This window comes from Pseudomonas fluorescens (assembly GCF_004683905.1).
Taxonomy (GTDB): Bacteria; Pseudomonadota; Gammaproteobacteria; order Pseudomonadales; family Pseudomonadaceae; genus Aquipseudomonas; species Aquipseudomonas putida_A.
Genome location: NZ_CP038438.1, coordinates 3,380,385 through 3,393,542 on the forward strand (window position 1 = coordinate 3,380,385; position 13,158 = coordinate 3,393,542).

At 59.9% G+C, this 13,158-nt stretch carries 8 protein-coding genes; 2 read left to right on the forward strand and 6 right to left on the reverse strand.

The features are described 5' to 3' along the window. Nucleotides 1–6: 6 nt before the first annotated feature. The gene (locus E4T63_RS15405) at nt 7–4,860 is read right to left on the reverse strand and encodes an NEL-type E3 ubiquitin ligase domain-containing protein (RefSeq protein ID WP_245223382.1); all 4,854 of its coding nucleotides are present in this window, start codon (nt 4,858–4,860) and stop codon (nt 7–9) included. Nucleotides 4,861–5,017: 157 nt separating this feature from the next. Then, nucleotides 5,018–6,049 carry a protease SohB gene (sohB, locus tag E4T63_RS15410; protein WP_027613703.1) on the reverse strand — a complete coding sequence of 344 codons (1,032 nt, stop codon included), beginning with the start codon at nt 6,047–6,049 and terminating at the stop codon, nt 5,018–5,020. Between the two features lie 204 nt (nt 6,050–6,253). Here sohB and E4T63_RS15415 point away from each other — a divergent pair, with 204 nt between their 5' ends. Next, complete coding sequence (locus E4T63_RS15415; protein WP_134786531.1) at nt 6,254–6,964, forward strand: histidine phosphatase family protein; 711 nt, start codon at nt 6,254–6,256, stop codon at nt 6,962–6,964. Nucleotides 6,965–7,026: 62 nt separating this feature from the next. Continuing rightward, complete coding sequence (locus E4T63_RS15420) at nt 7,027–7,341, forward strand: SCP2 sterol-binding domain-containing protein (protein ID WP_019690779.1); 315 nt, start codon at nt 7,027–7,029, stop codon at nt 7,339–7,341. A gap of 233 nt (nt 7,342–7,574) precedes the next feature. On the opposite strand, the gene E4T63_RS15425 is transcribed toward E4T63_RS15420, so the two are convergent. From E4T63_RS15425 to E4T63_RS15440, 4 genes are read right to left on the reverse strand one after another with little or no spacing between them, the layout of a single operon-like run. Beyond that, nucleotides 7,575–9,149, reverse strand: coding sequence for an ABC transporter ATP-binding protein (locus tag E4T63_RS15425; RefSeq protein ID WP_135295924.1), 1,575 nt, complete (start codon nt 9,147–9,149; stop codon nt 7,575–7,577). Nucleotide 9,150: 1 nt separating this feature from the next. Further along, a complete protein-coding gene (locus E4T63_RS15430) occupies nt 9,151–10,173 on the reverse strand; it encodes an ABC transporter permease (RefSeq protein WP_135295925.1) in 1,023 nt (340 codons plus the stop codon). Further along, nucleotides 10,173–11,237 (reverse strand): microcin C ABC transporter permease YejB, encoded by a 1,065-nt coding sequence (locus tag E4T63_RS15435; protein WP_135295926.1) that lies wholly within the window; start codon nt 11,235–11,237, stop codon nt 10,173–10,175. Before E4T63_RS15435 ends, E4T63_RS15430 begins: the two co-directional genes overlap by 1 nt. Continuing rightward, entirely contained in the window at nt 11,224–13,074 is a 1,851-nt protein-coding gene (locus E4T63_RS15440) for an extracellular solute-binding protein (protein ID WP_135295927.1), read from the reverse strand. The genes E4T63_RS15435 and E4T63_RS15440 overlap by 14 nt, the downstream gene beginning before the upstream one ends. Nucleotides 13,075–13,158: the final 84 nt, after the last annotated feature.

Genomic DNA, 13,158 nt, shown 5'->3' on the forward strand with positions numbered 1-13,158 from the left:
ACCTGCTCAAGGCGTACTTCCCTCCTCTTCTGTATCCGAACTGGCCAGCTCATTGGCCGGATGGCGCGCGAGTGCCTGCTCGGTGAGTTGGCGAATCAGCGCCTGACGCTCATTTCTGAAATTGTCGTGAATCGCATTCATCTGCACCGCTGCCTGATCGCGCGTCAGCTCCGCCTGCTCCTCCAGGCGCGCCAATGCCTGCGAGGTTCGAACATAGACAAGGGCGAAAGCGTCGGGGTAGGCCGATTCGAGAAACTCGACCCAGAATCGCTGGCCGATACACCAGTCGGGAAACGCCGAAGAGCCTTCAATACGCATCACGGCCTGATTGGCCTGATCCAGTTCTACCTGCGAGACCTCGACATTCAACGGGCTGCTCATCGCCCTTGGCTGACCAGGCAAATTCAGACGCTCCGCCAGCCCCACCCGATAGGCCAGACTGAATTCGAGCGCATGCTCGTAGACACTCGGTTGGGCGCGGGCGTTGATCTCTGCCAAGGTGCGCTCTTCCAGCGTTTGCAGGCGAAACAAGCCTCTGAGCAAATGCGTCAATTGCCGCTCCAGCGGCGCGCCATCGATCCCGGCCGCGACCGTGGCTCGGTAACACAGAACCTGGACTTCCATCTCACTGAACACCGCGGAATAACCATCGACACTGGTGGCGACGCGCGCCGTGCGGAACAATTCGCTGCGCAACCGCGTGTCTTCAGCGGCCGCCTCGACCACATTCCACACACGCTGGCTGAAATACGGGTACAACCGGGTGTAATCGGCCGTGTGGATCAATTGTGAAAGTACATTGAAGAAATCCCGCGAGCCGGGCGCTGCCCTTACCGCCTCCCAGGTAACGCTACGCGGTATCGCTTCGACGGCAGGCCTGCCGGTCAGCCAGCGCGCACTCTGACCTTCATACGACACGCTGGGTAGCGGCTGGTGTTGATAGACCCGGGCCATTACACCGAAACTGACGCTGTTCGCCTGCTGATACGTCGCAATCTGTCGCAAAGAGTCAGGCGACAAGGGGTTACCCATCAGGCGAACGGCGCGGGTGACCACCAACGGAGCCCTGAGTACCGCCTCCGGCACCGTGCTTATCTGGTTATCGCGCAGATCGATCAGTTGCGGTCGTTGCAAACCGGTGGTTCCCTCGGGCCAATGATCGATTGCGCAACCGCGCAAGCGCAGTCTTTCCAGATCCGGCAGTGAGCTGACATCCGGGGCATGCGCAAGATCAACATTGAAGTCCAGGCTCAGCACCCGCAGCTTTTTCAATTGCGCCAGTGACGGCACCGATGCAGAAGATAGACGAATACGGTTCTCGCTCAGATCCAGATGCGTCAGCCAGGGCATGCGTTCCAATGTCACCGGTAACTGGGTCAATTGGTTCCCCCTCAGGGAAAGGCTGCGCAAATTTCTGAAATGACGCAAAAATGCCGTCAGCCCCAGCGGCGTAGTGCCGTCCATGATCAGATGCGTGACGTGGCTGAAATCCCCGACCAGCACTGGCAACTCTCCCAACGGCTCCGGGGCGAAAATCAAGGTGTCGGGTGGCGCGTCGCCCGAGGCCCCCGGTTCTCTGCGCCAGCAGCGGATGATCGCGCGCATGGCCCGGGACTTCGCCGACTGTGGAACATCAAGCAATGAGCCATCGATCCCGTTGTACTGCGTTTGCCGCGTCACCCAACGACTCAGGACTTCGCGAATACCGAGAAACTCCAGGCGCAGCAATTCCAGTTTCATCAGCACCAGGATCTCATTGCGGCCCAAGACGTTGAGTAGCGCATGGATCTGTGCAGGGGAATGGGCCGGGTAGAGTTCCTGAATACGGCGCACCATCACTGAAACGCTCACACCTGAGTTCGCCCATGGCCCCGCCGGGGGCCGGTCAGCCAGGGCCATCGGCGAATAGTCGCCGGGACGTTCGCCCATGGTCCTGGCAAACGTTGTTCGCCGCTGCATGGCAAGCTCGGTGATTTTCTCCCGTAGCCCGTTCGCCCCGGCCTCGATCGACAGGCCCAACGCGACCTTGCGTTGCGCCGACAACCCATGCCAGAGGGCCTGGAAATAATGCTCGCGGGTGCGTCCGGAAAATGTTTTCAGCGCAGCATCAGTACCCTGCAGAACGCTGATGCGGTTCGCCAACACATTGATGATCACCCGCTCACTGGATGAGCTTGACGCCGTCGTTGCAACACTGCCGTGACTGCCCGACCACTCCTGTATCTCGATCGCTGAAGCCCCTGACCAGCCCGGCAAATGTTCAAGGGTATCGAGCACCAGGCGATTGGTACTGTGACCACCGCCACTCTCCAGGTACAGGCCTTCATAGGCTCGACACACAGCAATCGCCTGTTGATAGCGGCGCACCTCCTGCGCCAGCCGCAATGGTACGCGGGCAGCGTCCAGCTCCTGCGCTTCGCCATCCAGGGCACTGCCCGCCAACTCCTCGGCAACACTGGCAGGCAGATCGGCAAAGGTCTTCATCAGCAACGCCACCCGACCATTGCTCGGCGCTTCGTGGCGTCGATAAATTCGCTGGAACAACGGCTCCCGTCGCCCTTGTGCCTGTTCGCCGACGATTTGCACCAGTTTGCGCGTCTGAACCGCCGAATCCTGGCTCGTCAAGCCGAGCAAGTTCTTGCGCCGCTGGCTGCCGAGTGCAGCCAGCAGAGAACGGTACAGTTTCCCCCGATGCACATCCTGCTGAGTTATCTTCAGGATCGTGGTGGCGTGGGTTGCGCCATAACGATTGATTGGCGTGCCCGCTGCATCGACGACACTAATGGCGCAGTCTGCCGGCCAACTGGCCGATGTCGTCAGCAGGTGCAATTGCAGGTCAGCATCCGCCATGGGGGCCGACAACGGGATCTGCAGTTGCTCGATAAACTCCGTCACCGCTGCATCGGCGCGAAATCTCCACACCGTGTCGAGCAGCAAGGCCGGCGGATGACCGCGATCTACATGGATCTGACGCAACACGCTGTCTTCGATACCGCAGACAGCCAGAGCCTGCAGCGCACTGGCATCCGACAGCTCCTCGCGGGGATGGCCGAAGCGGCGCAGCAGCTTCAATCGATCCCAGTCCTGAACCAGCTCGCTGTCATGACGCCAGGCACCCCGATCGTTGGTTTCGAGCAGCGGTGCATAGCGGCTCGCCGATTCCGGCGGCGCCTGCACTTCCCACAGCCCGGTCTGAGGTTCGGGGCGCACTGCATAGTGCAGATCATCGAGCGTCAGGTACGCCTGGCCATCGACCCAACGCAAGCCGCGACCATCGCGACGCACTCCGGCAGGCAAGGCCCGACGCTGTTGATACACGTGCAGGTCAGGCTTCCAGAGGCGAGACAGCCCTGAAGCCAGTTTGACCATGCGCAAGCGCTCGATAAAAGCCGATGACCTGACGACTTTGAACGCTGTGCCCACCGCCCTGGTACTCGCAGCGAAAGCCGCCATCAGGATCAGGTTTTCGACGACATCGAAAAAGTAATCCGTTGCCTGTTCCTGCTCGCCTCTGGACCAACTGGCAATCCCTTCATAGACCTGCGAGAGCAACTGCACCGCGGTCACCGCCAACAGAGCCTCTCCGACTACAGGTATGAACGATACAGCGACCAACAGCAGGTCGACCCCGATTGCCTTATAGGTGTCCAGTCGGGCCAGCCGGGTTTTCTCGTCTTCATCGTCGGTTGGGACCACTACGAGCCGAGCGTCGGCCATGGTCTGTTCGACGTGCTGGCGATACATCAGGCTGAACGGGTCACCCGCAAAATCGATGCCGGACAACGTCACGTAGAACGAGGCACGAGGCAGGATTGAATGACTGTGCGGATACAAACGCCCATCGAGTTCGGTCACCCACGCTGCGCGCTCACTGATCTTGATGAAGCGCATGAAGAATTGGCGAAACGCTGCGCCTTTCAACCGCTGGCTCAACTGTTTCTCGAAATCGCTGAAGGATGAATACTCCTTGAGCGGGTGCAACGGATCACCTGGCAGGTAAACAACGCAACGGTAGTCGTCATCGGCGTGCTCACTCACCGGGCCGATAAACAGCACACCGTTAAGTGAGACACCAAGCATCCGCAAGGCCTGATAACCCAGGGTGTTGTTGCCCAGTTTGATCGTGTCCCGGTTATCCTTGACTGCCTGCAACATCTCATGCACTTCGACACTGATGTGTTTCTTCAGCAATGCGACGTGCCGATCCACCTCGAAGCGACACCGCAAGTTCGCAGTAAACTTGCTGCGCAACGGATTGGCCTCGGCATCCACATTGAAGACCGCACGAAGATGAGTCTGATATTGCTGGCCCAAGTCCAGGGTTCGACACAACAGCGCAAATTCATGGGGCTGGATCGATAATATATGCGCTTCTCGACCGGTTACTTTCTCGGGAATATAGATCAAGGAGGTATCGTTATAATTTGTGGCCTGAGTCTCACGGAGTTCGAAGTTTTCGCAGGCGGCCGTGAGCAGATCCCGATCGACTGGCAACACCAGTTTCCTGCGCAAGCCCAACAGACTGGAGGTGGAGCGCACATGCTGAAAAATCACCCCGCTGATATCCAGCGAGTTGCCGAGCTTTTGCGACATGGCGCTGGTCAGTAACGGCGCGCAAAATGCTTCGGGCGACTTGAGCGTCTTCAGAAACGGGTCCATTTCACTCTGGGCGCGATGGCTGGCCATCATGCTTTGATAAAGTGTTTGACGCAGTTCATCCGATGCCGACAGCAGCCAGCCGGGAGCATTGTTCTTGATTAACTCAAAGAACATGCCTTTTTGTTCGGGTGTCAATACAGGCGCGACAGCCTGTACAGGTAAGGAAGACATTCTGAATATCTCGAAAACTGAAAGTAGCAACAGCTTATCGAGCAGGCCTTTTTATAAAAGCGCGAATTGCCGATGAAAAACTTCAAGTTCGAATCAACTATTCAAACTCAAACTATACCTATATACCGCCACCCTAAAAAAACCCCTCTCACCGTTACAGTGAAAGGGGTTTTTTGTTGGCCTTTTCTTACCAGAAGCGTTGCTGGGTCAAGCGGCTCCACCAGCTCAGCAGCACGCGATCCACTGAACCGCTGGCAGCCATGCCGATGCGCTCCTGCAGGCTTTTGCGCTCGGCGTAATGCAGGTGATAAACCTCGGCTTTCTTCGCCCGGTCTGCCAGGTATTCATCGCTGGTCTTGAGTTCGTCGACCAGTTGTTTGTCCAGCGCTGCAACACCAAGCCAGACCTCACCGGTGGCCACTTCGTCGATGGCCAGTTGCGGGCGATAACGGGAAACGAAGTTCTTGAACAGCTGATGGGTGATGTCCAGGTCTTCCTGGAACTTCTCCCGGCCCTTTTCGGTGTTTTCGCCGAACACGGTCAGGGTGCGCTTGTACTCACCGGCGGTCAGCACTTCAAAATCGATGTCGTGCTTTTTCAGCAGACGGTTGACGTTGGGCAACTGCGCCACCACACCAATCGAGCCGAGAATCGCGAACGGCGCGCTGATGATCTTCTCGCCAATGCACGCCATCATGTAACCGCCGCTGGCCGCGACCTTGTCGATACACACGGTCAACGGCACGCCGGCCTCGCGAATACGCGCCAGTTGCGAGGACGCCAGACCGTAGCTGTGCACCATGCCGCCGCCGCTTTCCAGACGCAGTACCACTTCGTCCTTTGGCGTGGCGAGGGTCAGCAGTGCGGTGATTTCGTGACGCAGGCTCTCGGTGGCCGAGGCCTTGATGTCACCGTCGAAATCGAGCACGAACACCCGGGATTTGCTCTCGGGTTTGTTCTTCTGCTTCTTCTCGGATTTTTCCGATTTGGCCTGGCCCTTGCGCAGGGCCTTGAGCTGATCCTTGTCGAGCAGGGTCTGCTCCAGACGTTCACGCAAGCCTTTATAGAAATCGTTGAGCTTGCTGACCTGCAACTGCCCCGCCGACTTGCGCCGGCCCTTGCTGCGCAATGCAGCAAAACTGGCGAGCACCACCAGGATGGCGACCACCAGCGTTACGGTCTTGGCCAGGAAGCTGGCGTATTCGGTGAAAAACTCCACAGAGACTCCTTAAAACAATGCGCGGATGCAAAACACGCGCGGGATGGTTCCAGCATACCCATGCGCCGCCTCGTCGGCCAGCCGTGAAACCTCTGGCAACAGGCCTGTAACGAGCATTTCAAACAAGCGTATGTTTTTTCATTGACAGCACTCTTTCATCCTCATAACCTCGCCAAACCTTCAACGTACCGGGATGACGCGGACGTGGGCAGCATCTATCTGATTCGACATGGCCAGGCCTCCTTTGGTGCAGACGACTATGACGTCCTGTCGCCCATCGGTGTGCGCCAGGCAGAAGTCCTCGGACAGCACCTCGCCGAGCTGGGAATCCGCTTTGATCGCTGCCTGGCCGGCGACCTGCGTCGTCAGCAACACACGGCCAGCAGTGCGCTGGAGCAATTCAGCGCCAAGGGCCTGTCGGTACCGACGCTGGAGACCGACTCCGCGTTCAACGAGTTCGATGCCGACGCGATCATCCGCGCCCTGATCCCGGCCATGCTCGAGGACGAGCCGGAAGCCATCGACATCCTGCGTAACGCGGCGCAAAACCGCGCCGAATTCCAGCGTATCTTCGCCCTGGTCATCGAGCGCTGGCTGGCAGGCACCTACGACACACCCGGGCTGGAAAGCTGGCTGGGGTTTGTCGAGCGAGTACGGGGCGGATTGCACCGGATCCTCGAACAGGCCGACGGCAACCAGAAAATCGCCGTGTTCACCTCCGGCGGCACCATCACCGCCCTGCTCCACCTGATTACCCAAATGCCTGCCCGGCAGGCCTTTGAACTGAATTGGCAAATCGTCAACACCTCGCTCAACCAGCTGAAGTTCCGCGGTCGCGAGGTGGCTTTGGCCTCCTTCAACAGTCACGCACACCTGCAACTGCTGAAGGCTCCGGAACTCATCACTTTCCGCTGAGTCCGGATAATTGTGACCCTTGCTGTAATCAACCAGCGCCTAACCCAAGAAAGGATCGAACCATGACCTCCGTAGCTGATGCCGTACAAGCAATGAAAGCCAAGTTCAACCCAGCCGCTGCTGCCGGTCTGGATCTGGTCTTCGGTTTCCGCATCGACGACACCAAAAACTTCTCGCTGATCGTCAAGGACAGCACCTGCGAGCTGAAAGAAGGCGAGAACCCGGACGCTCAGGTCACTCTGGTGATGGACGGCGAAACCCTGGAAGGCATCGTCGATGGTTCGACCGACGGCATGCAAGCGTTCATGGGTGGCAAACTGCGCGCTGAAGGCGACATGATGCTGGCGATGAAACTGTCCGAGCTGTTCCCGTCGTAAGACGTCGTTCGGTTTGAAGAAAATCCCGCCCTGGTGGCGGGATTTTTGCGTCTGGCTCCCGGGTTTCGTCATAAACAGGCCATAGGTGGGAGGGGGCTTGCTCCCGAAGACGTCGGATCAGCCACAAGTTTTGCCGCCTGTCACGCCGCTTTCGGGAGCAAGCCCCCTCCCACATTGGTCACGTGGCGCACCATAAACCGTGGCATGCACCTTCTACTACGTTGGAGCTGTCATCAACCAGCAAATGATGCCGCCAACAGCTCCTGCGTATACGGATGCTGCGCATCGCTGAATAGCGCACGGGTCTCGCCACGCTCCAACACTTCGCCATCCTTCATCACAATCAGGTCATGGGCCAACGCCCGTACCACCGCCAGGTCATGACTGATGAACAGGTAAGTCAGCCCGTGCTCTTCCTGCAGCCGCCGCAATAAAGCAACGATCTGCTTCTGCACCGTGCGATCCAGTGCCGAGGTCGGCTCATCGAGCAGAATCAAATCAGGCTTGAGCACCAGCGCCCGAGCGATGGCAATCCGTTGCCGCTGGCCACCGGAAAACTCGTGTGGATAGCGATGTCGGGTCGCCGGATCGAGACCGACTTCGCGCAGCACATCGATCACCGCCTGCTCACGCTCGGCAGCATTCAAGTCGCTGTGTACCTGCAAGCCCTCGGCAATGATCTGCTCCACACACAAGCGCGGGCTGAGACTGCCGAACGGGTCCTGAAACACCACTTGCAGGCGTTTGCGTAGCGGCCGCAGTTGCTTGCCACTCAGCTGCTCCAGCGCCTCACCGGCAAAGCGAATGCTGCCCTCGGCGTCGATCAGGCGCAAAATCGCCTGGCCCAAGGTCGACTTGCCCGACCCCGACTCGCCGACAATCCCCAGCGTTTTGCCGCGCTGCAGGTTCAGATCAATGCCCTTGACCGCCTGCAGCCAAGTCTTCGGCCGCAGCCAACCGCCGCCCAGGCGAAAACGCACATGCAGATCGCGCACCTGCAACAAATCCTGCGCCACATCCCGGCACAGCGCTTCGCCCCCCGGCTCGGCGTTGAGCAATTCGATGCTGTACGGATGCTGCGGCGCACGGAACAGCTGCTCGCACGACGCCTGCTCGACGATCCGCCCACTGCGCATCACCGCCACCCGCTGCGCAATGGTGCGCACCAGATTCAGGTCATGACTGATGATCAGCAGCGCCATGCCCAGGCGCTGTTGCAGCTCTTTAAGCAGCAACAGAATCCTGCGCTGCACCGTCACGTCCAGCGCAGTGGTTGGTTCGTCTGCGATCAACAATTGCGGCTCGCAGGCCAGCGCCATGGCGATCATCACCCGCTGGCGTTGACCTCCGGAGAGTTGATGCGGATAGGCCTTGAGCCGTTCGCGGGGCTTTTGAATCCCCACCAGTTCGAGCAATTCGAGAATGCGCTCACGGGCTTGCGCGCCCGCCAGGCCTTTGTGCAGCGCCAGGCTCTCGCCGAGTTGCCGTTCGATGGTGTGCAGCGGATTCAGCGAGCTCATCGGCTCCTGAAAAATCATCGCGATACGGTTGCCCCGTAACTGACGCAGATAGCGCTCATGCACGCCGAGCAGCTCCTCCCCGGCATAACGAATGCTGCCGTCGATCCGCGTGATGTTCGGGTCAAGCAATTGCAGGATGCTGTGGGCGGTCACCGATTTGCCCGAGCCGGACTCGCCGACCAGCGCCAGGCATTCGCCCGGACGAATATCGAGGTCGATGCCATGCACCACTGGCTGGCCGTTGAAGGCCACACGCAGGTCGCGTATTTCGATCAGGTTATCGCTCATCTCAAGCCCTCGGATCATAGGCATCTCGGCAGGCCTCACCGATGAACACCAACAGAGAAAGAATCAGCGCCAGGGCAAAAAATGCCGTCAGGCCCAACCACGGCGCTTGCAGATTGCTCTTGCCCTGGCCGATCAGTTCGCCCAGCGAGGCGCTGCCGGCGGGCATGCCGAAACCGAGAAAATCCAGCGCCGACAGGGTCGCGATCGCCCCGGTAAGAATGAACGGCAGATAGGTCAGGGTCGCGCTCATGGCGTTGGGCAAGATGTGCCGGCTGATCACCTGTGCATCGCCAACCCCCAGCGCCCGTGCGGCCTTCACGTATTCCAGGCCGCGGCTGCGCAGGAACTCGGCGCGCACCACATCGACCAGACTCAGCCAGGAAAACAGCGCCATGATTCCCAGCAACCACCAGAAATTCGGCTCGACAAACCCGGACAGGATGATCAGCAGATACAACACCGGCAGCCCCGACCACACCTCCAGCAGCCGCTGCCCGAGCAGATCGACCCAGCCGCCGTAATAGCCCTGCAAGGCGCCGGCAGCGATGCCGATCAGCGCACTGGCGGCGGTCAGTGCCAGGGCAAACAGCAGCGACACCCGCGTACCGAAGATCACCCGCGCCAGCACATCCCGCGCCTGATCGTCGGTGCCCAGCCAGTTCTCGCCGCTCGGCGGACTCGGCGCCGGTTCAGTCAGGTCGTAATTCACCGTATCGAAACCGAACGGGATCGGCGCAAACCACATCCGCCCGCCCTGCCCCTCGATCAGTTGCCGCACCTGCGCGCTGCGATAGTCCGGCTGGAACGGCAGTTCACCGCCGAAATCCTGCTCGGTGTAGCGCTTGAACGCCGGGAAGTACCACTGGCCCTGATACTCGACCATTAACGGTTTGTCATTGGCGATCAGCTCGCCGCCCAGGCTCAGGCCGAACAACAGTAAAAACAGCCACAACGACCACCAGCCACGTCGATGTGCCTTGAATCGCGCCCAACGGCGCTGTCCTATGGGAGATAAGGTCAGCATCAGGCAGTCCTCGCGGTGAAGTCGATGCGCGGGTCGACCAGCGTGTAGCACAGGTCGCCGAGGAGTTTTATCAGCAGGCCGAACAGGGTGAAGATGAACAGCGAACCGAACACCACCGGGTAATCGCGGGACACCGCCGCTTCGTAACTCAGGCGACCGAGGCCATCCAGCGAGAAGATCACTTCGATCAGCAGCGAGCCGCCGAAAAACACCGTCACCAGTGCCTGAGGCAGGCCGGCCACCACCAGCAGCATCGCGTTGCGAAACACATGGCCGTACAGCACCTGACGTTCACTCAGGCCCTTGGCCCGCGCCGTCACCACATACAGCCGCGAGATCTCGTTGAGAAAGCTGTTTTTGGTGAGGATGGTCAGCGTGGCGAATCCGCCGATGACCAGCGCCGTCACCGGCAGCACCAGATGCCAGAAGTAATCGGCCACTTTGCCCCACGGTGACAGCTCCGCGAAGTTGTCCGAGACCAGCCCGCGCACCGGAAACCAGTCCAGCGCGGTGCCGCCGGCGAACACGATGATCAGCAGCAGTGCGAACAGAAAACCCGGCATCGCGTAGCCGACGATGATCGCCACGCTGCTCCAGACATCGAACGCCGAACCGTTGTGCACGGCCTTGCGGATGCCCAGCGGAATCGACACCAGGTAAGTGATCAACGTGGCCCACAAGCCCAGTGACAAGGTCACCGGCAGCTTCTGCCAGATCAGCTCGGTGACGCTGGCGCCACGGAAAAAGCTCTGGCCGAAATCCAGTTGCGCGTAGCTTTTGAGCATCAGCCACAGGCGCTCACCGGCCGGTTTATCGAAGCCGTACTGACGCTCGATGTCGGCCACCAGTTTCGGGTCGAGACCCCGGGTGGCGCGGGATTCGCCACCGATGGTTTCAACATGACCACCGCCCACCGCCGCGCCGACACCGATGCCCTGCAAGCGCGCGATCGCCTGCTCGACCGGGCCACCCGGCGCGGCCTGCACGATGACGAAATTGACCAGCAGAATCGCCAACAAAGTCGGCACGATCAGCAGCAGACGTCGCAGGCTATAACCCCACATGGGCGTACTCCTTCTGCTGTTGCTGCATCTGCGTGGCAGTCAGAGCAGTCGGACTGATTTCCCACCAGGTATCGAGTCCGGCGTCATACAACGGCGCCGTCGCCGGACGACCAAAACGGTTCCACCACACCGTGGAAATCCCCGGCGGGTAGTAATTGGGAATCCAGTAGTAACCCCACTGCAACACGCGATCCAGGGCATGGGCATGGCGCAACAGGCTTTCGCGGTTGTCGGCCTGCACCAGCCCTTCGAGCAAGGCATCGACCGCAGGATCACGCAGCACCATGTAGTTGTTCGAGCCGGGATCGTCGGCACCGTCGGAACCCAAGTAATTGAACATCTCGCGCCCCGGCGCCTGACTCACCGGGTAGCCGACCACGATCATGTCGTAGTCGCGATTGCGCACGCGGTTGGTGTATTGCGCGGTGTCGACCTGGCGAATATCGAAGCCGATACCGATCTGCGCCAGGTTGCGCTTGAACGGCAGCAGCAGCCGTTCAAAGCCCTTCTGACCGTTGAGAAAAGTGAACTGCAGCGGCTCGCCATTGGCGTTCACCAACTGATCACCACGGGTTTTCCAGCCGGCGGCTTCCAGCAGTTTCAACGCTTGCAACTGCTCGGCGCGGATGTTGCCGCTGCCGTCGGTTTTCGGCGCTTCGAAGACTTGGGTAAACACCTCGTCGGGGATCTTGCCGCGCCACGGTTCGAGGATTTTCAGTTCCTCGGCGTCCGGCAACTCGGTGGCGGCCAATGCGCTGTGCGAAAAATAACTGCGCTGGCGCAGGTACATACTGCGCATCATCTGCCGGTTGCTCCATTCGAAATCCCAGAGCATGGCGATCGCCTGCCGCACCCGACGATCCTGAAACATCGGTTTTTGCAGGTTGAACACGAAACCCTGCGAACCTTGCGCAGCACCCGGCGCCAGATGTTCGCGAAGCAATTTGCCCTGCTCCAGCGCCGCGCCGGCATAGCCGATGGTGTAACTGGTTGCGGAAAACTCGCGGTTGTAATCGAAGCCACCGGCCTTGAGCACTTGCCGGGAAACATCGGTGTCGGCGAAGAACTCCACGCTCAAGTGATCGAAGTTATAGAGGCCGCGAGTGATCGGCAGGTCCTTGGCCCACCAGTCGGCAACGCGCTGAAATTTCACGCTGCGCCCGGCATCCACCGCGCTGATCCGGTACGGGCCGCTGCCCGGCGGGATCTCGAAACCGGCGCCCTCGGCGAAGTTGCGCGTACGCCACCAATGTTCGGGCAGCACCGGCAGCGTCGCCAGATCCAGCGGCAAGGTGCGGCTGTCGTTGTTCTTGAAGTTGAAGCGCACTTGCGTTGGCGACTCCACCACCACGTCGGCGACGTCACGAAACTGCTGGCGATATTTGAGGCTGCCCTGAGTGGTGAACAGCTCGAAGGTGTAACGCACGTCTTCGGCAGTGATTGGCGTGCCGTCGTCGAACCGGGCCTTGGGATTGAGGTAGAAGCGCAGCCAGCGACGATCCGCATCCAGTTCCATCTGCTGCGCCACCAGGCCGTAGACGCTATAGGGTTCGTCCTTGCTGCGATAGGCCAGCGGCGCGTAGAGCCAGCCATCGATGTCGGCGACACCGGTGCCTTTGTCGATGTACGGAATCAGGTGATCGAACGGGCCGCTTTCCAGTGAGGAGCGGCGCAGTGTCCCGCCCTTGGGGGCGTTGGGGTTGGCGTAGGCCAGGTGTTGAAAGTCCGGGGCGTATTTGGGGGCTTCGCCATAGACCGTGAGGGCAGGTTGCGGGACGGCCCAACTGAATGGGCTTAGCAGCGCAAAAGCGCTGAACAGAATGAGCCTGGATAGCATTGGCAGATCCTTTTTGCAGGGTGTTGCTACTGGCCTCTTCGCGAGCAAGCCCGCTCCCACAAGGAAGTTGTGCTCACCGCAGAT

Excerpts from the sequence above, each read along its gene's own strand:
- E4T63_RS15420 (WP_019690779.1), top strand. The coding sequence starts at position 7,027 with ATGACCTCCGTAGCTGATGCCGTACAAGCAATGAAAGCCAAGTTCAAC.
- E4T63_RS15425 (WP_135295924.1), bottom strand. The coding sequence starts at position 9,149 with ATGAGCGATAACCTGATCGAAATACGCGACCTGCGTGTGGCCTTCAAC.
- E4T63_RS15430 (WP_135295925.1), bottom strand. The coding sequence starts at position 10,173 with ATGCTGACCTTATCTCCCATAGGACAGCGCCGTTGGGCGCGATTCAAG.
- E4T63_RS15435 (WP_135295926.1), bottom strand. The coding sequence starts at position 11,237 with ATGTGGGGTTATAGCCTGCGACGTCTGCTGCTGATCGTGCCGACTTTG.
- E4T63_RS15440 (WP_135295927.1), bottom strand. The coding sequence starts at position 13,074 with ATGCTATCCAGGCTCATTCTGTTCAGCGCTTTTGCGCTGCTAAGCCCA.